The following is a 24,099-nucleotide window of genomic DNA, read 5'->3' as shown; positions in this document are numbered from 1 at the left end:
GAGCCAATGACCTGCCCGCCCTGATCGCCTGACCAACCCAAACGAAGGAACGCAGCGCTACACCACTACCCGGGACTTGACCGAACTAAGACTCCGGCTCCACGTCAACCCAGTCATCGGTGACCTGCAGGTGCGCCAGATCAAGCCGTCCACCATCCAGAAGTGGCTGCGCTCCATGGAGCTTGCCGAGACCACTCGCCGAGTCATCTTCTCCAACGTGTCAGCAATCTTCTCCGCAGCCGTGGACGATGACCTCATCGCCAAGAACCCGTGCAAGGCCAGCTCCGTCGCGCGGCCCGGCACCTCGCGGCGCAAGGTGGTGCCCTGGTCGGCCGAGCAGGTGGCCGCCATGCATGACGCCCTTCCGGCGAAGTACCGGATCGCGGTCACGCTTGGATCTGGCCTTGGTCTCCGCCAGGGCGAGGTCTTCGGGCTTGCGGTTGAGGACGTGGACTTCCTCCGCGGTGTCGTAGAAGTGCGGCGCCAGGTCCAGGTGCACTATGGCAACAAACTCGTGTTCAGCCTCCCCAAGGGGCAGAAGACCAGAACTGTCCCACTTCCCGAAAGCGTCGCAACAGAACTCAGTAGCCACATCGCGACCTTCCCACCCCGACGTGTCAGCCTCCCGGAGGAAGTACCCAGCTCCGAAACGAGCGTGTCTGCCAATCTGCTGTTGACCACGCGGGAGCGTGGCGCCCTCAACCGGAACTACTTCAACACACGCGTCTGGAGACTGGGGCAAGCCCGGGTCGGCATCGAACAGTCCCGCGACAACGGCATGCACGCATTGCGGCACTGGTACGCGTCCGTCCTCCTCGATGCCGGTGAATCCATCCGTGCCGTCTCGGAGTACCTGGGACACAGCGATCCCGGTTTCACTCTCCGTACGTACACCCATCTCATGCCTACGAGTGCCGACCGCACACGCGTCGCGGTCGATGCTGCGTTCGCCCGTGGCCGGGGCGCAGAGGAAAACCCACCGGCAGCCGCAGACTTGGTCGCGGGGCTACCTCATTAAGGCGCCGAGACACGATCGCCGGCTGGCCCGGAGTGATCTGGACCAGGATTTGAATCTGCGACCCCCTGGCCAACCGCGGGAGTGCGAAATCACTCGCCCGGCTTTTGCTGCGACATGCGCATTCGGGCTCTGAACTGCACAAACGCGACGTGCGGCCGTTCGGCGGCCTTGCGACACTTTGCGCGAGTGTGACCTCGAAGGAACTCGTGCGAGGTGGTTTTCGGTGCATAAACGTGACACGACTCAAATCATCGGGAGGTTCGACCGCGGCACTTGCGCCCACCCGATCGCTCCCGACGTGATGCCAGCCAACCTCGAGAAGTTCAGGCAGATCCGCTCCCGCCGACGTCAACTGCAGCAGTGGATCGTGGCGCGGCAGCTGATTGACCGCGACGTCACCGGTTGATCACCGGTCGTCAGGCACGGGCCTTGTCGAGATCGGCGCGCAGCCCCAGGCGGTCGGCTGCGCGGTCGATGGCGTCGAGTACGTCCGGAGGCAGCTGACCGAGCACCCGTCGCACGTCGGGTCGCTCGATGACAGCCGCGATCAGGATCTCGCCCAGGGTCGCGAGGTCGGAGTCGATCAGGCCGACGATGTGGTCCAGGCTGGCGGCATCCATCCGGTTCAGGATGTCGATGAACGGCTCCAGGATCTCCAGCGCCTCGAGAGCTTCGGTGATCAGGGCAGTGAGCAGGTCCAGCGGCAGCGCGACCACCAGGTCGGGGATCTTGGCGAACACAGGGTCCGGGAGCACCCGAAGGAGCGGCACCAGGTCGACCCACAGCCCACTGGTCGCCGCGGCGACCACGATCTCGCGCAGCACCTCGTCCTGGTGGAACGGCGCCATCGCCGCCATCGCGGTCCTGCTCCCCTCGCTCATGCTGCGTACGACGGGAAGCAGCCGCGGCCAGAGCTCGTTGGACGACACCGCAGCAACCAGTTCGGCCACCGCCTTCTCGTCCAGCGCCGCGACACGGTCGGCCGCCAGGCTCCGCACCTCATCAGGCAGCGCGTCGATCAGGGGCAACAGGTCGGCCCATTGCGAGGCGACCGCTGCGGCTTCGATGATCTCGCCCAGCACGGTCGGCTCGTGGAACGCCGGGACGGCAGCGAGACGGAGACGATGGGCGTCGGACATCACCCCGACGACGGGAAGCAGGTTCTCCCAGATCCGGGCAGCGGAGACGGCCGAGACCAGGTCCTCGATGACCTCGACGGGCTGCTCGGCGACGACATCGGCGATCGGTCCGCGTCGGGCCTGGGACAGGTGCTCGAGCAGGTCCAGGGCTTCAGGCCACAGGCCCAGCTGCGAGGCGTTCGCGAAGATTCCCGGGAGCCGCTCGGGCGGCAGCAGACCGAGCGCGTGGTCCAGCCGGTCCTTGTGCTCGAGCACGAACGCCGTACGCAGCAGTGCTTCATCACTCAGGGCGGTCATCGCCGCCACGACTGCGCTGTCGGGGACATAGGCGAGGAACCGACCCATCGTGACATGCTCCTCACGACGCCCGAGCTCGGCCGCGACGGGTACGACGAGCTCCTGCGGCACCTGGCCGATGATCTTCGCGACACGACGCGGGTCGAGCTGAATCGTGACATCGACCAGGAAGTCGGCCGGCAGTCGCTTCGCGACATCGATCGCCTTGCCCGGGTCGACGGCACCCGCAGCGCGAGCACACAGCAACGCGCCGAACGACTTCAGTGCAATGGCGGCGACGAGCGGCGAGGGCAGCAGCTTCGCTCCCGCCGCGACGCGCTTCAGCGACTGCGCGCCCGCGTCGAAGATGGTGTTGGTGACTCCCTCGCGCAGCGCGCGAAGCTCCGCCGGTGACACCGAATCGAGGAAGCCCAGCTGGTCGGGGTCCTGCTCGACGAGGCGGGCGAGCTTGAGGATCTCCGCCGAGGTCTCCAGTCGCTGACTCATCCGAACAACGCCTTCTTGACGGCGCCGCGCAGGACCCTGGGCACGATGTCGAGACCGTTGTCGATCGCTGCCGCAAGCGCTTGCTTCTGTGACCGCGTGGCATCGACGATGGCCTTGGCCAATGCGTCGATGTCCGCGTCGCTCAGGGCCGCCAGACCCGGACTGAGCGGTCCTCCCAGGTGACGTTCCAGCTCGGCACGCGGTGTCGTCATGAGATGCCTTTCAACTGCTATGAGGCGGAGCGCACAGGCTTACACACCGAACACGGCGAGGTGGATGAGTCCGCCGACTGGGGCCTGACCAGCATGCCGCCTCATGCATCGACCTCGAGGTCGGTCACGGCGTAGCTGGAGCAGGCCAGCGCGAGACCGGCTTCCACCTCGGTGGGGGACAGGCAGGTGTCGGCCTCGTGGAGGACTTCGCCCTTGAGCACGCGGATCTTGCACTCGCCACACTCCCCTGCCTCGCAAATGAACGGAACGTTGGCGTCGACGCGGTTGGCTGCGTCCAGCAATGACTCTCCCGCTTGCTGGGTGTCGGTGATGCCGGAGCGGACCCACTGGACGGCGTGCTCGCCGTTGACCTGGTCCGCTATCTCTCGGGTGCGTGGGGTGAAGCGCTCGCGGTGCACTCGGCTGGCCTGGACGCCGACGTCGAGCAGACTGCGGACGGTGGCGTCGACGAGCTCCTCCGGTCCGCAGAGATAGACGTGGGTAGCGGCCCGGGGAGCAAGGAAGCGCGCAGCTCGCTCCCCGGTGAGCCGTCCACGCTCGCCCTGCCACCCGCGCTTCGGCTTGGTGAGCACGTGGACGACCGAGAAGCCTGGATGGTCAACCTCGAGCCCGGCCAGGAGGGCACCGAAGATGATGTCGTCAGGCCCCCGATTGCCGTAGACCAGCCGGATACCCCGGTCAGGGTTCTCCTCCAGTGCCGTCGAAATCATGCTCAGGATCGGAGTGATTCCGCTCCCGACGGCAAGGAAAGCCAGCGGCTCTGCGTCGTCGTCGGGTAGGACGAAGGTGCCATGGGGCCCCGTGGCGGTGAGCGTGTCGCCGGCCTGCAGGTCGCGGCAGAGGTGCTGGGAGACGGAACCGTTCGTGACCGCCTTGACGGTCACCTGCAGCCCTGCCGACTCACGTCCTGAGATCGAGTAGGCACGGGTGTGCACGTCTCCGTCGACACTGGTCGCGAGCTTGAGGTATTGCCCCGCCCGGAACGCCGGGATCCGCGAGGACGGCTCGAGCAGGAGCGTGACGCAGTCGGCGGTCTCTCTCACCACCTCGGCTACGAGTACGTCGAAAGCCGGCGACGAGGCGCTGGCTCGAACCGGCTTGCTGATGAGCGACTTGGTGGCGACCCGAACGAACTGGTCGATCTTGTCGATTCCGAACATGCTCATACTCCAAAAACGGCGAGGTGGACGAGGCCACCGATGAAACCCATGATGGCGCCATGGGCGTAGAGCATCCACTCGTCTTCCTTGATGGCCGCGCGCAGCATCTCGACGAAGTCGCGTGGTGGCATTTCCTTCACACGGCGCGTGAAGAGCTCGCGCAGGTTCACGCTCTGCGACCGGGAGAATCCGGCGTCCAGGAAGGGCTTCATGGTGTGTTGTGCCGAGTCGACGGCAACGCTGTCCCGGATGGTGGAGTACTGCCGGGCCCCGACAACCAGGCGCACGGCGGGCAGCATCACTCCGGCCGCGTTGTCGATCGCCGGCCCCAGGGAATCTCGCAGCATCTGCTGGGTGCGATCACCACGGGGGCCGTTGATCAGGAAGTCGCCGATGCGCTCCATGGTCACCACGTCGTCCGCGATGACACCGGCGTAGATCTCCGCGACCTCGTCCTGCCGGCGCAGGAAGACTCCGTGCACCCGCACCCCCAGGATGCGACGCGGCAGCACCGGCTCGAAGATGAGCCAGATGCCCACCAGGTTGGTCGCCCAGCCGACCGCGATCCCGCAGATCGGCAGCAGCCACCACTGATGGAAGGAGTGGTCGACCACCGCCACGGGAATGCCGAAGAGGAATCCGAAGAGGAAGCCGAAGTTGACCATCAACCGGAGCTCCCGGGTGCCGATGTCACGGAAGATCCGGTTGATCAGCTCGGGGTGAGCAGTGAGGTGGTCGACGACCATGATCTTGGGGTCGAGGAGCTGGTCGATGTGCTCACCGATCTGGAACGTGATGTCGTCGATGATTCCGGGCAGCTCGGCCCCGACCCGCGCGTAGACAGCGCGCTTCGCCTGCTGCGGCACGCTCGCCCACAGCAACGGCTTGTTGCGCCGCATCGCCTCGTCGACGATGGCAGGGACCTCGGGCTCGAAGACGCGGATGATGTGCTCAGCGATGCGCTCGGGCTCCAGTTGCTGGTAGAACTCCGCCGGCGTCCCGAGCTTGGCAATCACCTTGTCGACCGAGATGCTGCCCATCTTCCCTGCCCGGGCGGGGACGATGCCCTGCCAACCGACCTTGCCCTGCCTGATGCCGGGGATCTCCTGGAAGCGGCGGGGCAACAGGTTGGCGAGCTCGGCCAGCCCGGGCACGCGGTAGCCGTGGAACTGGATCGGCCTGAAGAGCATCCAGAGCCCGCTCGCGTTGATCATCCAGCCGATCACACCAGTGAAGACCGGGATCGACCAGAAGGTCACCGTGTCGCTGGCCAGGAGTTCGCGTACACCGTCCACGAGCGCCTCCTCCAGCGTTGACAACGGACCGTCACTACAGCAGTAACTGTGCCATTTGTCAATGGCATTGAGTACTTCCGAAGCGAGTTAAATCCATTCCAAACTGAACCATTGACAGATGGCATCGTTGGTGGTGCGGTGGTCACGTGACCACGACATGCTTCACTCCCCGTCCCCCATCGAGGCGGGCCCGGATCACCGCCGCGACAACGCGGCTGACCTTGCGCCCGGTGGCCAGCATGCTGCCGGCAACCACCCTCGGCATCGCCGCCTCGCGGCAGATCTTGGCTCGCTCGCTCGCCCTGTTCGGCACGTACGCCGCCTGCACCCGCGTGGAGCAGGTCGACGCACGCACGGCCAGCGGCCGCGTGCGGGGAGAGTGGGTCCGCGCGGGTGAGCAGACGCGAGACGGCGTCCTCTTCTACGTCCACGGCAGCGGCTACGCGCTCTGCTCGGCCAAGACGCACCGGCGTCTGGTCTCGCAGCTCTCAGCGCGCACTGGACTCCCGGTCTTCAGCCTCGACTACCGGCTCGCTCCGCGACACCGCTTCCCGAGCGCAGCCGACGACGTCGAGCGCGCCTTCGCCTGGCTGCTGGAACACCACGCCAGCGCCGATCGCATCGTCGTCGCCGGTGACTCCGCCGGGGGCCACCTCGCCTTCGACCTCAGCCTGAGCCGGGTCCGCGCCGGCCTTCCGGCGCCTGCGGCCCAGCTCCTGCTGTCCCCGCTGGCCGACGTCACCCTGGAGCTCGCCCGCCAGCGCGAGCAGGCGATCCCGGACCCGATGGCCACGGCGGCCACGGCGCGAGCCCTGCTGGAGCTCTACACCCGGGACATCGATCCGCTGCACGACCGGCTCACCCATGTCTTGGAGGCGCACGAAACTCTGCCCCCGACGCGGATCCAGGCGGGCGGCGTCGAGATGCTCGCCGCTGACGCGCACTACCTGTACGACGCGCTGCGCGGGACCAACACTTGGTGCCAGCTTGAGGTCTGGCCCGGGCAGATGCACGTCTTCCAGGCCATGCCGCTGCTCGTTCCCGAGTCGTCAACTGCCCTCGACAGGGGCGCGCGCTTCCTGACCGAAGCCCTCGACGGCACCCTCCAGCTCTCTCCGACGGGGCAACTCAGCCTCGTCAGTGACTCCGACCGGAGAACAGCATGATCGGCATCGGAAAGCGACGATCCCGCAACGCAAGGGCGGTGGTGACCGGAGCCGGCAGCGGCATCGGCCAGGCCTTCGCCGTCGAGCTCGCCGCCCGCGGCGGACAGGTCGTCGTCAGCGACATCGACCTGAGAGCGGCCCAAGCCACAGTCAATGTGATCCAGGACGAAGGAGGACGAGCTCACGCCCTCAAGTGCGACGTCAGTCGGCTCGAGGACGTGGAGTGGATGGCGACGCGAGCCAACGACTGGTTCGAGGCCGTGCCCACCCTGGTGATCAACAACGCCGGCGTCGGCGCGGGCGGTCCTTTGATCGGCGACGTCTCGATGGACGACTGGCAGTGGACGCTCGGGATCAATCTCTGGGGCCCCATCCACGGTTGCCACGTCTTCGCCCCGATCCTGCGCGAGGCCGGCTATGGCGGCATCATCAATGTCTCCTCGGCGGCCAGCTTCGGCGCGGCGCCGCGCATGGCTGCGTACAACGTCAGTAAGGCAGGAGTGCTGTCGCTCTCCGAGACGCTGTCAGCCGAGCTGTCCGGCACCGGGGTCAACGTCAGCGTCCTGTGCCCGACCCTGGTGAAGACCAACATCTTCGAGACCGGCCGGATCAATCGCCAATCGGTCGCGGCGGGATCGGCCCTGATGCGCGCCATCGGCATGTCGCCCCGCAAAGTCGCTCGCATCACCCTCGACGCCCACGACCGCGGCGGCCTCTACGTCATGCCGCAGCTCGACGCCAAGGTCGGCTGGGAGATCAAGCGCCACGCCCCCCGCACCTACACCAGGGCCCTCGGCCTGCTGGAGCGGTTCGGGCCGCTCAAGGACGACGAAGCCGCTGTTCCGACGCACGCACACACGAGAGGTTGACCAGCATGGGAACCACGATGGACATGGAAGAGATGTTGCAGAAGATCAAGGACCGCCAGTGGGCCCTTGCCGACATCGACTGGGACGCCCCCGGCGCCGAGCTGATCACCGACGAGATGCGGCCGAAGCTCAAGGCCTTCATGGCCGACCTCTGCTGGATCGAGAACGTCGGTGCCCGTGGCTTCGCCGCGATGGCCAAGAAGGCACCCAACGACACGATCGCCGAGATCTACCGCTACTTCCACGCCGAGGAGCAGCGGCACGCCAACGCCGAGCTCGCCCTGCTCAAGCGCTGGGGCATGCTCGAGGACGGCGAGATCCCCGAGCCCAACGTCAACATCCGCCTGGCCATCGAGTGGCTCGACAAGTACGCCGACAACATGTCGCTGTCCGTCCTGGGCACCGTCATCCCGATGCTCGAGGTGGCGCTCGACGGGGCCTTGCTGAAGTTCCTCCTCGACGAGGTCGACGACCCGATCTGCCACGCGGTCTTCGAGAAGATCAACAACGACGAGTCGCGTCACATCGCCGTCGACTTCGCGGTCCTCGACATGCTGGGGCACGCCAAGGCGCGCAAGCTCGCCATCGAGTTCGTGAGCGGGGTGGCGAGCCCCGGGCTGATCATCGGCGCGTTGATGTACATCCCGCTCCTCAACCGCGTCCGCAACGAGGTCGTCGACATGGGTCTGCAGCCCGAGCGCCTGTACGGCGCGATGGGCCGCTTCAAGAAACTGGGCGACCGTGGCGAGGCGACCCACCGGGTGCCGCTCTACCAGGTCCTCAAGTGGCACGCCGCCATGGTGATCGACCCCAAGCACCCGTACCACCTGCTCGCCAACACGATGGTCACGCTCAGCGACCACTACCCGAAGTTCCTGCTCCGCCCGATCCCGTCCTGGTTCAAGGAGCTCACCTACGAGCCCGTGAGCTCCACGGTGGACAAGCCGGGCACGCGGAAGGACGCCGCATGAGCACCACGACCACCGAGAAGCGGCCGCGGACGAGGAAGCCCACGACCACCCACAGCACCCTGATCATCGGGGCGGGGTTCACCGGCTTGGGCACGGCGATCAAGCTGCGCGAGGCCGGCGTCGAGGACGTCGTCATCCTGGAGCGTGCCGACCGTGTCGGCGGCACCTGGCGCGACAACACCTACCCCGGTGCAGCCTGCGACATCCCCTCGTTGCTCTACTCGTTCTCCTTCGCCAAGAACCCGAACTGGTCGCGGGCCTACTCCCCCGCGGACGAGATCTGTGCGCACATCGAGGACATCACCGATGACTTCGACCTGCGTCGGCTGATCCAGTTCGACACCGAGGTGACGGCGCTCGACTACGACCGCCGTGAGGGCACCTGGACCGCGAGCACCGCCGGCGGCCAGCAGTACCGCGCCCGCACCGTGGTGCTGGCCTCGGGTCCGCTCTCCAACGCGAGCTTCCCGAACATGCGCGGCATCGAGACGTTCGAGGGCAAGAAGATCCTCAGCGCCCAGTGGGACCACGACTACGACCTGACCGGCAAGAACGTCGCCGTCATCGGCACCGGTGCGACGGCGGTCCAGATCATCCCCGAGGTCGTCAAGAAGGCGGCGTCGGTGAAGGTGTTCCAGCGCACCCCCGGCTGGGTGATGCCGCGCGTCGACGTACCGACGCCGAAGCTGGCGCAGGCGGTGTTCGCGAAGGTGCCGGCCGTGCAGCAGGCCGCTCGCAACGCCCTGTTCCTCAGCCACGAGGTCGCCGCCACCGGGCTGGTGTGGGACACCCCGGTGACCACGCTGATCCAGCACGTCGGCCGCGCACACCTCCGACTGACGGTCAAGGACGCGTGGATGCGCCGACAGCTCACGCCCGAGTTCCGGGCCGGCTGCAAGCGGATGCTGATGTCCAGCGACTACTACCCCGCGCTGCAGAAGGACAACTGCAAGCTGATCACCTGGCCGATCGCCACGATCGTTCCCGAGGGCATCCGAACGGCCGACGCGATCGAGCACCACGTCGACGCGATCATCTTCGCCACCGGGTACGACGTCCAGCTCGGCGGGCCGCCGTACCCCATCACCGGAACGGCTGGCCGCGTCCTCCAGGAGGAGTGGGCGGGGCACGCCCAGGCCTACAAGAGCGCCAGCACGCACGGGTACCCGAACCTGTTCTTCACCGCTGGTCCGAACTCCGGTCCCGGCCACAACTCGCTGCTGGTCTACGTGCAGGGACAGATCGACTACGCCGTCGCCGGCATCAAGACGATCCTGGACAAGGACCTCGTCTCCCTCGATGTCCGGCCGGACGTCCAGGCGAAGTACAACGAGTCGATGCAGAAGCGTCTCAAGCGCACGACATGGATGTCGGGCTGCACGAGCTGGTACCTCACCAAGGACGGTTTCAATGGCGCCATGTATCCCGGGTTCGCCACCCAGTATCTTCGCCAGATGAAGAACTTCCGGGCCGAGGACTACGACATGGTGAGCCACGGAGCGCGTCGCCTCTGGAATGTCCCGGCAGCACAGGCCGTCTGACCATGCGACCGGCGACCGCTGCCCAGCTCCGCAACGTCGAAGCAGTCCTGGAATCTCTTCGACGTGGACAGCGGTCGCTGGCTCGCAACCCCAGGGCCAGCATCGAGCGGGCCGTCAAGCAACTCCTGTCCGGCAACGGCGGCAAGGCCGCGACCCACACGGAGGAGCGCAGCGGCGCCTACCGGATCGACGACATCGCCCGCATCACCGCAACCACGGTGCGCAACGTCCGCGCCTACCAGGAACGCGGACTCCTCCACCCGCCCCGGCGGCAGGGCCGGACAGCATTCTTCGACGACTCCCACGTCACTCGCCTCAAGCTCATCAACTCGATGCTCGATCGTGGCTACAACAGTGGTCACATCCGCGAGATGCTCGACGCCTGGGAGCACGGCAAGTCCCTCGGCGACGTGATGGGCATCGAGCAGGCGCTCACCCCGGCACCCCATGACCCGCCCACGATGATGGGGCTCGTCGCCGCCCGCGAGCTCGCCGGCGGCGCTGTAGACCTCGAGCGCTTCGTCGAGGCCGGGCTCGTCGAGCTCAAGGGCAACCGCGTCCATATGCTCCGGCCCCAGCTCCTGGCCTCGTTCGCGGAGATGCGGACCTACGGCATGTCGACCGAGTCCCTCCTGAAGCTCCACCACGACGTCGTACCCCTGGTCGACGACATCACTCAACGACTCGTGGCGGCCGGAGTCGCCCACCTGAGCCACTTCTTCGACTTCGAGACCGCGCAGACCAGCACCGACGTCTCCGAGCTCGTCACGATGCTTATCCGGTTCCGCGCCCTGGCCACGGCATCAGTCACCGCCACCCTGGACTCCTCCATCGAACGCACCGTCGAGGATCTCCTGACGGAGTACCTCGCCACCTTCGTCACGGATGTCTCTGCGGACGTGAGCTGACCAGTGAACGACAGCGTCGCAAGCACCAACCTGCTCCACGATGCCGGAACGGTCCTCAGCGGTGTCGCCGACGCCGAGCTGGACCCCGGCGTCGCTCGCCGGATGCTGACGGCGATCTACCGCCTGGCAGTGCCCTTGGTCGTGGTGCCGCCGGTCGCGGCGGTGATCGCGTTCGCCTACTTCGTCGGCACTGACTGGTGGCTGGTTCCCGTCATCGCCGGCGCGTTCGCTCTGGGCGTCGTACTCCTCGTCGTCCTGCGCCTCGTGCTCGGATTTGGGCTGTCGCTGCTGGGGTTCCTGGACAAGCTCACCCAGCTGCCCGGTGCTGTCCTCAGCCTCAACGAGGAGGTTGCACAACTCCGCGGTGGTGTCGCCGACCTCCGCGCCGACGTAGCTCCGCTCTCCGGCGTGGTCGGCACCTTGACCGGACACGTCGACTCCCTGCAGAACAGCCTGGACGGCGTCCAGTTCTGGCGTGCGCCGTCGCGGCTCTGGAAAGCGGCAGCAGCAGACCGATCCACAACCTCCGAGGACTAGGTAGTGCTTAGGTAGTGCTTAGGTAGCGCTTAGGTGGCGCTTCCGTTCGCACCGATCGACCATTTCGCCGGTGACGTCTTCACGGCAAAGCCTCTTCTGCGCTGATGAAGTCGCGAATCAGTCCGGCCACAGCAACCGGATGCTCGACCTGCACGGAGTGGCCCACCTCGTCGAGCACCACAACGCGAGCGCCGGCCGCCTCGTACAGCTTCTGGGCTGGCGCCCAGGGATAGAAGCGGTCCTCGCGCCCCAGAATCACCAGAGCGGGCAGGGCGAGATCCGCGAGCCGCTCGTCGCGCCCGTCTTCGGCGAGGTCTGCGCGCCTGTGGTGGATGACGACCCTCGGAATCCGGTGATCTGTGCTTCGCAAGTCCCGGTAGGCCTGGTGCGGGTCCTCGAACGCGGCCTCGTGACGGAAACCTGGAGCGAAACCGAGGGACAACGGAACGCGTAGCAACGTGTTGGGCGCCAGGCTCTGGAGCCGTACCAGGAGCGGGATCGTGAGCAGGGCGCTGGCCGCGGGACATGCGCCACTCCGGGAGCGTAGGACGGCCCTTGGCCGAGGACCACGATGCGCTTGACATAGCTGGTCCATCTCGCGACCTCGGTGGTGACGTCGTTGCCCCACGAGTGGCCGACCAACGGCATTCCCTTGTCGAGGACGAACGTCAACACCTGACGGTCGCGAACAGGCGTGCCGTCGCCTTCGTCGAGCTTGGCGTAGACGACGATCACGTCGGCGTACGGGCCGTTGGTGATGAAGGTCTTGTGGCCCTTCAGGATGACCTCGTCGCCGTCGCGCTTCACCGAGGTCTTCATGCCACCGAAGGCGTCCGACCCGGAGTCGGGCTCCGTGATCGCCCACGATGCGACGCGCTCTCCTGTGACCACCTTGGGCAGCCAGCGCTCCTTCTGCTCGAGCGTGCCCTTCGCGGCGATCGTGGCAGCGCCAAGCCCGAGGGAGACGCCGACCGAGGCGACCGTTCCGAGGCTCACCCCCGCCAGCTCACTGACCGCGATCGCGGCCATCGACTCTGCGCCGCTGAGGCCGGAAGCCGGGTCCGTGGACGCCGGCTTCCGCTCCCGTCGCTCGGCAGCCTGCTCGGGAGTCTCGTCCCGGCGACGACGCTCCCTGGCGAGCATCTTGTCGAGGGCATCGGTGGCCATCGCGCTGATGCCGAAGTCCGCGAAGAACGTGCGGATGAGGTCGTACGGCGGAAGCTCGCCCGTCTCGAGCTCGTCGAGCTGGGGACGCACCTCCTTGTCGATCCACTCGCGCACAGCGTCCCGAATGGCGATGTCGGACTCCGACCACTCGATCACGTCCACGCCTCCACGGCCTCGGCAATGCCGTCGATGGTCCAGTCACCGTCGGTCTCGGTCGTGTGGGTCACGTGCCAGCCACCCAGCGCCTGGATCGAGCCACCGCTCACCGCGAAGACCTTTCCGTTCACAGGACACTTCTCGGTGGCCAGCCACGCCACGAGCGGGGAGATCTGGGCCGGTGAGAAGAGATCCGGCTCACCCTCCTCGGGCTCGATGGCGAAGAGGGCACCCATGCCCGGTGTCGCGAGCGTGAGCCGGGTGCGGGCAATCGGGGCGATCGCGTTCGCGCGCACGCCGAAGCGGCTCAGCTCGTCGGCAGCCACGAGGGTCAGCGCAGCGATGGCCGCCTTGGCCGCACCGTAGTTGGACTGCCCGGCGTTCGGAGCGATGGTGCCGCTCGCCGAGGCGGTGTTGATGACCGATCCCGCGACCTGCTGGGCACTGCCCGACATCTTCTTCCAGTACAACGACGCGTGCCGCAGGGTCGCGAAGTGACCCTTGAGGTGCACATCGAGGACCGCGTCCCACTGGGACTCCTCGAGGCTCGCGATGAAGCCGTCCCTCAGGATGCCGGCGTTGTTGACCAGGACGTCGAGACGCCCGAACTCGTCGATGGCCTGCTCGATGAGGCGTCCTGCCCCGCCCCAGTTGGCGATGTTGTCGGTGTTGGAGATCGCCTTGCCGCCCGCGGCCAGGATCTCGGCGACCACTTCCTGCGCGGGGCCGGCGTCGGACCCGGCGCCGTCATTCGCGCCGCCGAGGTCGTTGACCACGACCCTGGCGCCCTCACGGGCGAAGAGCAGGGCGTGCTCGCGGCCGATGCCGCGCCCGGCCATGCCGCTGTCGGAGCGCAAGCGCCCGACCATGCCGCTGTGTGCGCGGTCGTCCAGTACGGATGGTGCCCCGACGGTGGCAAGTAATTCGCGGCGGGCCTCTGCCCCAGTCTTGAAGGTCTGCGCCCTGGCCGTCAGGTCGCTTGGCATCCGGCCAGCGGCTCCTTTGCGCGTGAGCAACTGAACTGCAGACTGACGTACCTCGTCTTGCTCGTGGTCAGTCATGCCTCGATGACCGACCGTCCACGCGATGGCCCCACGGGCTAACTGTCCGAAAGCGCCGCTGTATGACGCCACGGACGACGTTATCCCTGCACATCGGCCCTTGCCGCCCCCGCACAGGTGATCGTCAGACCGGCTTCCGGCCGAGGGGCCATCTCCTCAGATGGACCGGGTCTCGCCGAGGGGATGACGCGGCGAGGATGTGGGTACCCGTTCGACATGAGCGAGCACCCCAACGAACCACACCCCACCATCGACCTGAGCGACGTGGCCGAGGAACCGGTGCGGCGCTCCGTCGACGCAGAGAAGGACGTGGTCGCAGGCGAGCCGGGTTCGGACTCTCTCGACGAGGGAGGCACCGTGCCGGAGGACGACGCGCAGTAGCCGCACGGGGCGTCGCACAACGTGGTCGGTCGCCCGCAGTCGCAACGCCGCATTCAGCTACCGCGAGCGGGTCCGCCCAGCTCCAAGAGGCCAGCGGCCATCCGTTGGGAGACGTCCATGAGGATCTGCACGAGCTCGTCCGGCGTCGCCTCGAGCGAGCCGGCTCTCCAGGCGGTCATGGTTTCGACGAAGCCACCGATGCCTACCAGTAGGACGACCCGGAACTCGACGGGCTCGACGCCGACCGCGACGACCGGGGTACCCACGGTCGTGAACAGGTCGACGACCGCCTCGGTGGTGTCGCGGCGAAGCGCCTGGAGGACATCGCTCCCGCCGTGCTCCCCGAAGAAGATCTGCATCGAGCCGGGGTCCTCGGCGACCAGCCCGACCACTGCGGTGAGCGCGCTCCGGAGCTGGCACTCCAAGGGTTCGTCGGCGTGCTCGGCCAGCGCCGCGATGATGGTGGTCAGGACCTCGTTGCGCACCTCCTCGGCAACGGCGACGAGTAGCGCGTCGCGGTCGGGGAAGCTTTGGTAGAAGTAGCGATCGGCGAGTCCGGCGCGCGCGCATACGCCGCGCATCGTGACGGCCGGCCAACCGTTCTCACACCACAGGTCGCGTCCGGCCTGCAGAAAGGCACCGCGTCGCTCCGCACGACGCTGCTCGGCAGACTTTCCGCCGTACCCCCGCTTTGCGACAGCCGACATATTTCCATCTTGACAGCAAGCCGGCTGAGCGGCAATCTGTGGGCATGCGCCTACAGAATTGGCAGTCGCCGGGGCTCTCCCTGCGTAGCCGGGTGATCATGGACGTTCTCGGGGCCACCTGGCGGCCTTTCACGCACGTCATCCCTCCCGGCAGGATCGGTGCGGTCACGAGTCGCAGGCTCATCGCGGCCGGTCTCGCCCTGGCTTCGCCTCCGGTGAAGGGCGCCACGTTCGACCGCATCGAGGCGGCGGTGGCCGACGGCCTGACCCTGCGCGGCGAATGGGTACGCACGCCGATGACGACCCGTGCTGACGGCGTCATCCTCTACATCCACGGCAGCGGCTACGTGATGTGCTCGAGCCGCACCCACCGCGGGCTCACCTCCCAGCTCGCCGATCGCACCGGACTTCCGGTGCTCTCGGTCGACTACCGGCTTTCGCCTTCCCACCGGTACCCGGCGGCGCCCCAGGATGTCCGAGCCGCCTGGAACTGGCTTCTGGCCGAGGGCTACGACCCGGCACGGATCATCGTGGCAGGCGACTCGGCCGGGGGACACCTGGCGCTGACGCTCGCGCTGGAGCTCGCCCGCACCAGGCAGGCGTTGCCGGCTGCGCTCGTCACCCTTTCTCCCGTCGTCGACCTGAGCGTCGAGCGCGGACTGGTCCGCGACCGGATCGAACGAGACCCGTTCGCTTCCGCAGCGGTCGCGCGCCGCACGTTGGCGCGGTACGCCGACGCAGAGGCGATGCTCGACGACGGGCTACGCATCGAGTTCGACGACATCGACCGGTTCCCGCCGACGCTCGTGCACGCCGGATCGCGGGAGATGCTCGCCGCGGACTGCACCGACCTCGTTCGTCGCCTCAAGGGCGCCGGGCTCGAGGTGGAGTACCGCGTCTGGCCGGGCCTCATGCACGTCTTCCAAGCGATGACCGCCTTCATGCCGGAGAGCCTTGCCGCGCTCGACGAGATCGCCACCTTCATCACCACCCACCTGCCGGCCGCAGACGCAGCGCCGTACCTGATGACCGCGGAGATCGCATGATCGGCCTGAGCAGGTCCAAGACGTCGGGCGCAGCCGCGGTCGTCACCGGCGCCGGCAGCGGCATCGGACGCGCCTTCGCCGTGGAGCTCGCGCGGCGTGGCGCCCGCGTTGTGTGCAGCGACATCAACCAGGACAGCGCACAGGCGACCGTTGCCCTGGTCGAGGCTGCCGGTGGCACCGGACTCCCTGTTCCGTGCGACGTCGGGAGCTCCGAGAACGTCGCCGCCCTGCGCGACCGTTCCCTCGAGTGGTTCGACGGCGCACCGACGTTGCTGATCAACAACGCCGGCATCGGAGCCGGCGGCCACAGCGTCGGGCGGTCCAGCCTCGCGGACTGGGAGCGCACCCTGCAGATCAATCTGTGGGGCGTCATCTACGGCTGCCACCACTTCCTGCCGGTGATGAAGCAGGCCGGTCGCGGCGGGGTCATCAACGTAGCCTCGGCCGCTGGCTTCGCGGCCGGGCCCCGGATGGCGGCGTACAACGTGAGCAAGGCCGGCGTGATGAGCCTGTCGGAGACCCTGGCCGCCGAGCTCGCCGGCACCGGACTGCGCGTCACGATGCTCTGCCCGACGTTCGTGAAGACCAACATCTTCTCCGGCGAGCTCATCGAGGCCTCCGCGGCAGGCACCGCGTCGCGTATCGCCGGCTTCATGGGCATGTCTCCCGAGAAGGTCGCGCGGATGACGCTCGACGGCCACGACCGGGGCCGCTTGTACGTCGTACCGCAACTGGACGCGCGGGCCATCTGGCTCGCCAAACGGCTCACTCCCACCAGCCACGCACGTGTCGGCGGCCTGCTCGGCCGCCTCGCGCCGTTCCCACCAGAGGAAGAAGGAATCCGATGAGTTACGACTTCGAGGCCATGCTGCAGACCATCAAGGACAAACAGTGGTCACTGGCCGACATCGACTGGGACGCCCCCGGAGCCGAGACGATGTCCGAGGAAACCCGAGCCAGGATGAAGCCGTTCATGGCCGACCTGGTCTGGATCGAGCACATTGGCGCGCGGGGATTCTCGGCGCTGGCGAAGAAGGCGCCGACGCCCACGATCCGCGACATCTACCAGCACTTCCACGCCGAGGAGCAGAAGCACGCCAACGCTGAGCTCGCCTTGATGCGCCGCTGGGGGATGTTGGAGGACGACCGGATCCCCGAGCCCAACATCCAGGTCAAGCTGGCCATCAAGGTGCTCGACAGCTACGGCGACAGCCTTCCGCTGAGCGCCATGGCGGCCTTGATCCCGCTGCTCGAATGCGCGCTGGACGGCGCCCTGGTGAAGTTCCTGACCGACGAGGTCGAGGACCCGCTGTGCCACGAGGTCTTCCGGCACATCAACTCGGACGAGGCGCGCCACATCACCGTCGATTTCGAGGTGCTCGACCTCCTCGGCGCTCGCGGCTGGATCAGCACCATCACCAGCGCAGCCGAGATCGCCGACCCCCGCGTGGTCGTCGGCCTCGTCGTCGTCTTCGTACCGCTGATCAACAAGGTGCGCGACAACGTGGTCGCGATGGGTCTGCAGGAGCGGAAGCTGATGAACGCCATCCGCCGCTTCGAGAAGATCGGTGGGCGCAGCGAGTACACACGGCGCATGGTGCCGTTCCAGGCCATGAGGGTGCTGGGCAGCATGATCATGAACCGCTCGCACCCCTACCACCGCTTCCTGGCAGATCCGTTGGTCCGGATCACCGACCACGTGCCGGCGCGCCTCATCGGCAAGCCCCAGTCCTGGGTCGACGGACTGTCGCCCGAGGCAGTCGCTTGAGCGCCGTTCCCGTCCGCCCAGCGCGCGGACGTGGGGTCCAGCGCGAGCCGGAGGCCTTCCGCGCGCGGTTGCTGACGGGCACCGACTGGTTCAAGCACTACTACACCGGTGAACGCGTGGCGATCCTCGCGACCGGTTCCGAGGCCGCCTCGATCCTCCCGGAGGTGCTGCACACTGCGGCCAGTGTCATGGTCTTCGAGGAGAGTCCCACCTGGGTCACGCCGGTCCCGGTCCCGCTCGGTCCGCTGCGACGCACCGTCTCGCGGATCTGGCTCCGGGCCTCAGTCCCTGACGCCTGGACCCGCCGACAGCTCACCCCACACAAGCAGTTCGACGGCCCCCACGTCACGGTGAGCCCTAGCTACTACGCGGCCCTGCGCGACCCGCGGGCCCGGCTGATCCACTGGCCGGCGTACGCGATCGTCGCGAACGGCGTCCGCTGCGCCGACGGCGTCGAGTACCAGGCGGACACGATCATCCTCGGCGCCACCTCACGTCTGGCCCACTCCACACTGCCTCAGGGAGCCCGCTCATGACCCGCACCCCCGACCACGAGATCGTCATCATCGGTGGCGGCCTGTCCGGCATCGGCGCAGCGATCATGCTCGACCGCGCCGGGTTCGGCGACTACCTGCTGCTCGAGGAGGGCGACGGGTTCGGCGGCGCCTGGCACTGGAACACCTACCCAGGCGTCGGCGTCGACATCCCGTCGTTCGCCTACCAGTTCTCCTTCGAGCAGCTCAGCGGCTGGTCGCGGATCTACGCACCTGGCGCCGAGCTCAAGGCATACGCCGAGCACTGCGTCGACAAGTACGACGTGCGCCGCCGTAGCCGCCTGCTCGCGTCGGTCGTCAGCAGCCAGTACGACGATTCCAGCGACCTGTGGGAGGTGCACTTGGCCGACGGAGATGTCGTCACCGGCCGTTACGTCATCAACGCCACCGGCGTGCTCACCAAGCCGAAGAAACCCGAGATCCGTGGTGCGGACGAGTTCCGTGGCACCGTCATGCACACCGCGCGCTGGGACCACGACGTGGACCTGACCGGCAAGCGGGTCGCCATCATCGGCACCGGTGCCTCCGCCGTCCAGATCATCCCCGTCATCGCGTCCGACGTGGAGCACCTCACTGTCTTCCAGCGCACGCCGATCTGGTGCCTGCCGAAGCCGGACTCGGGTCTGGCCTGGCCCTTGCGCACGGCGCTCGGTCTGGTCCCCGGCTCGAAGGCCGCCGCTCGTCTGATCAGCCAGACGTACGTCGAGGTCACCTTCCCGCTGGCCGCCCACTTCCACGGCTACGTCCCCACGGCGCTGTTCGGTGAGAAGCTCGGTCACCTGCACCTCCGGCGATCGGTGCGGAACCCGGAGACCCGGCAGAAGCTGACGCCCCAGTACTCCCTCGGATGCAAACGACCCAGCTTCTCCAACACCTATCTCAAGGCATTCAACCGAGCGAACGTCCTCCTCGAGACCGATCCAATCGAGACGATCACATCGACGGGCGTGCGCACGGTGTCGGGGGTGACCCACGACGTCGACGTGTTGATCCTCGCGACCGGGTTCAAGACCTTCGAGAAGGGCAACATGCCGGCGTACCCCGTGCAAGGCATCGACGGAGGGGACCTGGAATCGTTCTGGACCGAGAACCGCTTCCAGGCCTACCGCGGGGTGAGCGTTCCCGGGTTCCCCAACTTCTTCACGATCCTGGGACCCTACGGCTACAACGGCTCCTCGTACTTCAACCTGATCGAGACCCAGTCCGCGCACGTCACCCGCCTGCTCAAGGCGGCACGCAAACGCAAGGCGAGCCGCGTGGACGTCACCGAGGAGGCCAACGACCGCTACTTCGCGAAGTCGCTCGGCCGCCGGGACAACCAGGTCTTCTTCCAGGGCAATTGCGCCGGGGCGAACAGCTACTACTTCGACGACAACGGCGACGTGCCGCTGCGGGCGGCCTCGACGCTGGAGACGATGTGGGACGCGAGCCACTTCCCGCTCAAGGACTACACGTTCTCGTGACTGCACGCGTCATCATCATCGGCGCGGGATTCGGGGGGATCGCCGCGGCGATCGAGCTCAAGAGGGGCGGGCACGACGCTGTCCTCCTTCTGGAGAAGGGCGACGAGGTCGGCGGCGTCTGGCGCGACAACACCTATCCGGGGGCTGCCTGCGATGTTCCCTCCCCGTTCTACTCGTATTCGTTCGAGCCGCATCCGGGGTGGCCCCGCCGCTACGCCGGGCAGCCGCAGATCCTCGACTACCTGATCAAGGTCACCGACAAGTACGACGTACGTCGCCACGTGCGCTTCGGCGCCGAGGTCGTCGCCTGCTCGTGGGACGATGCCAGCCGTAAGTGGACCGTTCGCCTGGCGTCGGGCGACGAGCTGGAATGCGACGTCCTGATCCCTGCACTGGGCCAGCTCTCCCGGCCGTCGTACCCGCAGATCAACGGACGCGAGACCTTCAGCGGCCCGGCCTTCCACTCCGCACGCTGGGACCACGACGTCAACCTCGACGGCAAGAAGGTCGCGGTGATCGGCACGGGTGCCAGCGCCATCCAGTTCGTGCCGGCGATCCAGCCGCTGGTCGCCAGCCTGACGATCTTCCAGCGGACGCCGCCCTACATCGTGCCCCGCTGGGACGCCGAGTACGGTCCCCGCCACCAGACCCTGTTCCGTCGTGTCCCACAGGTCCAGGCCGGTGAGCGCCTCGGTTGGTTCGCCTACCTCGAGGTGGCGACTACGGCGTTCGTCTATTCCTCACTGCTGGCCCGGGCCTTCACCGCGCTTGCTCGCCGACACACACGTCGCCAGACCGCCGCTGTGCCAGGGCTCTTCGAGAAGGTCTGGCCTGACTACCCGGTCGGCTGCAAGCGCGCCCTGCTCTCCGACACTTATCTCCCTGCCCTGACGCAGCGCAATGTCCAGCTGGTCACTGACCCGATCGATCACATCGGAGCCAGCGGCATCCGCACCGCCGAGGGCTGGCACGAGGCCGACGTCATCATCTACGGCACCGGCTTCGCCGCAACCGACTTCCTGGTCCCCATGGACGTGACGGGACGCGACGGGCTGTCACTCGAGAAGGCCTGGGCCGAGGGCGCGCACGCCTACTTCGGCCTCACCGTCCCGGGCTTCCCGAATCTGCTCATCATGTACGGACCCAACACCAACACCGGCGGAGGATCGATCGTCTACTTCCTGGAGACACAGGCCCGGTACATCCGTGCGTATGTCGACCAGGTTGCGTCAGCGGGCTCTGCCCTGGACCTGAAGCCGGAGGTCGACGCGGCCTTCGACGCCGAGATCCAGCGCCGTCTCGATGACAGCGTGTGGACCAGATGCTCCTCCTGGTACCGGGCCGCCAGCGGACGGATCACCGCCAACTGGCCGGGGCTATCGGCGGAGTACCGGCGCCGGGCGCGGTTCCGGCCCGACGACTATCTCGCGATCTGACGCGAGCAAGGCTTGCTGTCCGGTCCAGCTGGCCGGCGATGGCGATGTGCACCGTGGCGCCGTCGACCCGGTACCGGGGTCTCCTGCGCCGCTCGAGAGGCCACAGGCCGCAAGGACCTGCGCTGGCACGACTTGCGACACGCGGGCGCTGTCCTCGCCGCGCAGACCGTGCAGGCTTGTCAGCCATAGCCCGGGCCGAGCTCGATGACCTCACGCTCGGTCAGGAGCGGCCAGAACTGACCGCTCGTTGTCTGCCCGAACGTTCCCATCTCAGATTCGGTTTCAGAAATCGGCTGTGATTTGCGGAGATATGGTGGGCGGCGAGGTCGAGGGCGAAGCCAGCGCCCGCAACCCGGCGACGATCGCGGACTACAAGGCGAGGTCAGCGCTGTACGTCCCCGAACAATCTCGGTTGTCCCACCTGGTCAAGATTCCGGAGGGGGATGACATCGGTAGGGCGACGGACGAGGCCATCAAGGCCATCGAGGAAGCCAACCCAGAACTGAAGGACATCCTTCCGCGCGGTTATCAGAAGCTTGAGCGTTCGACACTCATCGAACTGCTGCGGCTCTTCGCCCCGCTGCACATGCAGCTCGACGGTGACGCCTTCGGCTTCATCTACGAGGACTTCCTCTCCAACTTCGCGGCGCAGGAGGCAAGGGTGGGGGCGAGTACTTCACGCCGTACTCCATCGTCCGCCTGATCGTTGAGATCCTGGAGCCCTTCGAAGGTCGAGTGCTAGATCCCGCGGCTGGCTCTGGCGGCATGTTCGTTCAGTGCGCGAAGTTCGTCGAGCGCCATCACGAGTCAGCCAGTCGCAAGCTATCGGTCTTCGGTGCAGAGAAGACCGAGGACACCGTTCCGTTGGCGGCGAAGATGAACCTGGCCCTGCACGGCCTCTCGGGCGACATCCGCCAGGCCAACAGCTACTACGAAGACCCCCACCGGGTCGTCGGTGCCTTCGACTTCGTCATAGCCAACCCACCCTTCAACGTCGACAAGATCAAGAAGGAGCAGCTAGCTGTGATGCCCAGTCACGTTGGTCGAGATCCTGCGACGACACGGTCTGATCTGTAGACGGGCGAAGGCCTCCCCGGTGTGGAATGGAGCTATCTAGGAACCGCTCCGCCACCCAGGAGGCCTTCGTGTCCCACGCTACCCATTCCAACGCCGCCCTGACACCACGAGCGAGGCTCCGCCTCGCGCGTCTCATCGTCGAGCATGGCTGGCCGCCGGCCCGTGCAGCCGAGCGCTACGACGTCTCGTGGCGCACCGCGAAGAAATGGGCTGACCGCTACCTCGAGGAAGGTCCAGCCGGGATGCTCGACCGATCCTCGGCCCCGCACCATCAGCCCAACCGGACCCGCAGCCGGTTGTTCGCAAGATCGTGCACCTGCGCTGGAAGCAACGATTGGGCCCGGTCGAGATCGGCGACAGGCTTGGAATGCCGTCCTCGACCGTGCACGCGGTCCTGGTGCGATGCCGGATCAACCGACTCACCCACGTCGACCGAGCCACGGGTGAACCGATCCGACGCTACGAACACGACGCACCGGGCGACCTGATCCACGTCGATGTGAAGAAGCTCGGCAAGGTCCCCGATGGCGGCGGATGGCGTTACCTCGGGCGCCAACAGGGCGAGAAGAACCGCGCTGCCACAGCCAACCGGACAGGCGCACGCAACAAGCACCACGATCCGAGCATCGGGATCTGCTACCTGCACACCGTGATCGACGACCACTCCCGCGTCGCCTACGTCGAGGCCCACGACGACGAAACCAAGGAGACCGCGACCGAGGTCCTCAAGAACGCCGTCGCCTGGTTCGCTGATCGGAGCGTCACCGTCAAGCGGGTCCTGTCCGACAACGGCAGCTGCTACAAGTCCTTCTTGTGGCGCGACACCTGCGCCGAGCTGGGCATCACTGCGAAGAAGACCCGGCCCTACCGTCCGCAGACGAACGGGAAGATCGAGCGCTTCCACCGCACCTTGGCCGAAGGGTGGGCGTTCAAGAAGTTCTACAACTCCGAGTCAGCCCGGCTCGCTGCTCTGCCACATGGGTTCACGAGTACAACCAACACCGGCCCCTCCCAGCAATCGGGAAGGCCGCACCCATCACCAGATTGAACAACCTGGCTGGGCATCACAGCTAGGTGGGCAGCGATGCCCGTCTCCGCAGGCCTGACCTGATGTTCCCGGTATCGACGGGCCCTTCTGTTCAGAGGCCGCTCATTGTTCTGGCTGCTCGGGGACGAGCCGGGAGTCGGCGTCCACCAGATCGGCCCGAATCGGCTCCCCGCGGCTTGCGCATCATCGTGAGTGGCGGTGCTGGCCAGCAGTTTCCACATCTACGACGACATCTAACCGGGCCGCCGGCTGCGGTCGTTCAGGAACGCTGAACAACCGCAACAAACAGCCGCTGACCTGCAGAAACGCCGCTGAGCGACCCTTTGGTCGCTCGGCGGCGTTTGCTGTTGCTAGCCGCTCGCCTGTTACAAATCCAGTACAAATCTCGGGAGCGCCACCTTCCGCCAGGCTCGTCTCTTGGCGCTCCCCGGGCGGTCCACCCTGGGGGTCTCGGCGTAACTCGGTCGCCCGAATCGTCGCCGTCGCATCGCATGAGCTGACAACCGTCGTAGCGGATGCTCGGCGAGCGCGTAGTTGAGTCCCCGATAGTGGTGTAGCGCGGTCGCCGAGACCGTCGCCGGCGTGTACGGCAGACGAAGACGCGGCCACCGCGTG

At 67.0% G+C, this 24,099-nt stretch carries 24 protein-coding genes and 1 pseudogene; 17 read left to right on the top strand and 8 right to left on the bottom strand.

Features of this window, described 5'->3' with window-relative positions; all coding sequences use genetic code 11:
* Nucleotides 1-76: 76 nt before the first annotated feature.
* A complete protein-coding gene (locus IEX47_RS17740) occupies nt 77-1,018 on the top strand; it encodes a tyrosine-type recombinase/integrase (protein ID WP_268238997.1) in 942 nt (313 codons plus the stop codon).
* A 416-nt stretch (nt 1,019-1,434) separates the two neighbouring features.
* Here IEX47_RS17740 and IEX47_RS17735 read toward each other — a convergent pair whose 3' ends face one another.
* The 4 genes from IEX47_RS17735 to IEX47_RS17720 all read right to left on the bottom strand — a co-directional run bounded on the left by IEX47_RS17735 (nt 1,435) and on the right by IEX47_RS17720 (nt 5,628).
* Entirely contained in the window at nt 1,435-2,940 is a 1,506-nt protein-coding gene (locus IEX47_RS17735) for a hypothetical protein (RefSeq protein ID WP_188785467.1), read from the bottom strand.
* Nucleotides 2,937-3,152 (bottom strand): hypothetical protein, encoded by a 216-nt coding sequence (locus IEX47_RS17730; protein WP_188785465.1) that lies wholly within the window; start codon nt 3,150-3,152, stop codon nt 2,937-2,939. Before IEX47_RS17730 ends, IEX47_RS17735 begins: the two co-directional genes overlap by 4 nt.
* A 101-nt stretch (nt 3,153-3,253) precedes the next feature.
* Complete coding sequence (locus tag IEX47_RS17725; protein WP_188785464.1) at nt 3,254-4,333, bottom strand: ferredoxin--NADP reductase; 1,080 nt, start codon at nt 4,331-4,333, stop codon at nt 3,254-3,256.
* Nucleotides 4,334-4,335: 2 nt separating this feature from the next.
* On the bottom strand, nt 4,336-5,628 hold the full coding sequence (locus tag IEX47_RS17720) for a DUF445 domain-containing protein (protein ID WP_188785462.1): 1,293 nt from the start codon (nt 5,626-5,628) through the stop codon (nt 4,336-4,338).
* 239 nt (nt 5,629-5,867) lie between these two features.
* Between IEX47_RS17720 and IEX47_RS17715 the strand changes: the two genes are divergently transcribed.
* The 6 genes from IEX47_RS17715 to IEX47_RS17690 are packed head-to-tail and all read left to right on the top strand — an operon-like array spanning nt 5,868 to nt 11,620.
* Entirely contained in the window at nt 5,868-6,794 is a 927-nt protein-coding gene (locus IEX47_RS17715) for an alpha/beta hydrolase (RefSeq protein ID WP_188785470.1), read from the top strand.
* Nucleotides 6,791-7,663 (top strand): SDR family NAD(P)-dependent oxidoreductase, encoded by an 873-nt coding sequence (locus IEX47_RS17710; protein ID WP_188785460.1) that lies wholly within the window; start codon nt 6,791-6,793, stop codon nt 7,661-7,663. Before IEX47_RS17715 ends, IEX47_RS17710 begins: the two co-directional genes overlap by 4 nt.
* Before the next feature lie 5 nt (nt 7,664-7,668).
* Nucleotides 7,669-8,634 carry a ferritin-like domain-containing protein gene (locus IEX47_RS17705; RefSeq protein ID WP_188785457.1) on the top strand — a complete coding sequence of 322 codons (966 nt, stop codon included), beginning with the start codon at nt 7,669-7,671 and terminating at the stop codon, nt 8,632-8,634.
* Nucleotides 8,631-10,175: a flavin-containing monooxygenase gene (locus IEX47_RS17700; protein WP_188785456.1), complete on the top strand. Its 1,545-nt coding sequence runs from the start codon at nt 8,631-8,633 to the stop codon at nt 10,173-10,175. The genes IEX47_RS17705 and IEX47_RS17700 overlap by 4 nt, the downstream gene beginning before the upstream one ends.
* 2 nt (nt 10,176-10,177) lie before the next feature.
* On the top strand, nt 10,178-11,083 hold the full coding sequence (locus IEX47_RS17695) for a MerR family transcriptional regulator (protein WP_188785454.1): 906 nt from the start codon (nt 10,178-10,180) through the stop codon (nt 11,081-11,083).
* 3 nt (nt 11,084-11,086) lie between these two features.
* Complete coding sequence (locus IEX47_RS17690) at nt 11,087-11,620, top strand: hypothetical protein (protein ID WP_188785452.1); 534 nt, start codon at nt 11,087-11,089, stop codon at nt 11,618-11,620.
* Between the two features lie 79 nt (nt 11,621-11,699).
* On the opposite strand, the gene IEX47_RS17685 is transcribed toward IEX47_RS17690, so the two are convergent.
* Genes IEX47_RS17685 through IEX47_RS17675 form a run of 3 tightly spaced genes read right to left on the bottom strand, consistent with a single transcriptional unit; the run spans nt 11,700 to nt 13,800 of the window.
* Nucleotides 11,700-11,879: an alpha/beta fold hydrolase gene (locus IEX47_RS17685; protein ID WP_188785450.1), complete on the bottom strand. Its 180-nt coding sequence runs from the start codon at nt 11,877-11,879 to the stop codon at nt 11,700-11,702.
* Nucleotides 11,876-12,949, bottom strand: coding sequence for an acyl-CoA dehydrogenase family protein (locus IEX47_RS17680; protein ID WP_229662977.1), 1,074 nt, complete (start codon nt 12,947-12,949; stop codon nt 11,876-11,878). The genes IEX47_RS17685 and IEX47_RS17680 overlap by 4 nt, the downstream gene beginning before the upstream one ends.
* The gene (locus IEX47_RS17675; RefSeq protein WP_229662976.1) at nt 12,940-13,800 is read right to left on the bottom strand and encodes an SDR family oxidoreductase; all 861 of its coding nucleotides are present in this window, start codon (nt 13,798-13,800) and stop codon (nt 12,940-12,942) included. The genes IEX47_RS17680 and IEX47_RS17675 overlap by 10 nt, the downstream gene beginning before the upstream one ends.
* Before the next feature lie 420 nt (nt 13,801-14,220).
* On the opposite strand from IEX47_RS17675, the gene IEX47_RS17670 reads away from it, so the two are divergent.
* Nucleotides 14,221-14,385 carry a hypothetical protein gene (locus tag IEX47_RS17670; protein ID WP_188785446.1) on the top strand — a complete coding sequence of 55 codons (165 nt, stop codon included), beginning with the start codon at nt 14,221-14,223 and terminating at the stop codon, nt 14,383-14,385.
* A 53-nt stretch (nt 14,386-14,438) separates the two neighbouring features.
* Here the strand turns inward: IEX47_RS17670 and IEX47_RS17665 are convergent, their stop codons facing one another.
* Entirely contained in the window at nt 14,439-15,092 is a 654-nt protein-coding gene (locus IEX47_RS17665; RefSeq protein ID WP_188785444.1) for a TetR/AcrR family transcriptional regulator, read from the bottom strand.
* A 98-nt stretch (nt 15,093-15,190) separates the two neighbouring features.
* Here IEX47_RS17665 and IEX47_RS17660 point away from each other — a divergent pair, with 98 nt between their 5' ends.
* The 9 genes and pseudogenes from IEX47_RS17660 to IEX47_RS17625 all read left to right on the top strand — a co-directional run bounded on the left by IEX47_RS17660 (nt 15,191) and on the right by IEX47_RS17625 (nt 23,510).
* Nucleotides 15,191-16,138 carry an alpha/beta hydrolase gene (locus tag IEX47_RS17660; RefSeq protein ID WP_188785442.1) on the top strand — a complete coding sequence of 316 codons (948 nt, stop codon included), beginning with the start codon at nt 15,191-15,193 and terminating at the stop codon, nt 16,136-16,138.
* Nucleotides 16,135-16,986, top strand: coding sequence for an SDR family NAD(P)-dependent oxidoreductase (locus tag IEX47_RS17655; RefSeq protein WP_188785441.1), 852 nt, complete (start codon nt 16,135-16,137; stop codon nt 16,984-16,986). The genes IEX47_RS17660 and IEX47_RS17655 overlap by 4 nt, the downstream gene beginning before the upstream one ends.
* Nucleotides 16,983-17,906 carry a ferritin-like domain-containing protein gene (locus tag IEX47_RS17650; protein ID WP_188785439.1) on the top strand — a complete coding sequence of 308 codons (924 nt, stop codon included), beginning with the start codon at nt 16,983-16,985 and terminating at the stop codon, nt 17,904-17,906. The genes IEX47_RS17655 and IEX47_RS17650 overlap by 4 nt, the downstream gene beginning before the upstream one ends.
* Nucleotides 17,903-18,442, top strand: coding sequence for an NAD(P)/FAD-dependent oxidoreductase (locus tag IEX47_RS17645; protein ID WP_188785437.1), 540 nt, complete (start codon nt 17,903-17,905; stop codon nt 18,440-18,442). The genes IEX47_RS17650 and IEX47_RS17645 overlap by 4 nt, the downstream gene beginning before the upstream one ends.
* Complete coding sequence (locus IEX47_RS17640) at nt 18,439-19,923, top strand: flavin-containing monooxygenase (RefSeq protein ID WP_188785435.1); 1,485 nt, start codon at nt 18,439-18,441, stop codon at nt 19,921-19,923. The genes IEX47_RS17645 and IEX47_RS17640 overlap by 4 nt, the downstream gene beginning before the upstream one ends.
* The gene (locus tag IEX47_RS17635; RefSeq protein WP_188785434.1) at nt 19,920-21,359 is read left to right on the top strand and encodes a flavin-containing monooxygenase; all 1,440 of its coding nucleotides are present in this window, start codon (nt 19,920-19,922) and stop codon (nt 21,357-21,359) included. The genes IEX47_RS17640 and IEX47_RS17635 overlap by 4 nt, the downstream gene beginning before the upstream one ends.
* Before the next feature lie 313 nt (nt 21,360-21,672).
* On the top strand, nt 21,673-22,062 hold the full coding sequence (locus IEX47_RS18040; protein ID WP_229662975.1) for a type I restriction-modification system subunit M N-terminal domain-containing protein: 390 nt from the start codon (nt 21,673-21,675) through the stop codon (nt 22,060-22,062).
* Entirely contained in the window at nt 22,050-22,436 is a 387-nt protein-coding gene (locus IEX47_RS18035; protein WP_308423288.1) for an HsdM family class I SAM-dependent methyltransferase, read from the top strand. Before IEX47_RS18040 ends, IEX47_RS18035 begins: the two co-directional genes overlap by 13 nt.
* 26 nt (nt 22,437-22,462) lie before the next feature.
* Nucleotides 22,463-23,510: pseudogene (locus tag IEX47_RS17625) on the top strand (IS481 family transposase).
* The last annotated feature ends 589 nt before the right edge of the window (nt 23,511-24,099 follow it).

The organism is Nocardioides phosphati (assembly GCF_014646375.1).
Lineage (GTDB): Bacteria > Actinomycetota > Actinomycetes > Propionibacteriales > Nocardioidaceae > Nocardioides > Nocardioides phosphati.
Note: the sequence above shows the minus strand (reverse complement) of the source record. Positions and strands in the feature narration are given on the sequence as shown.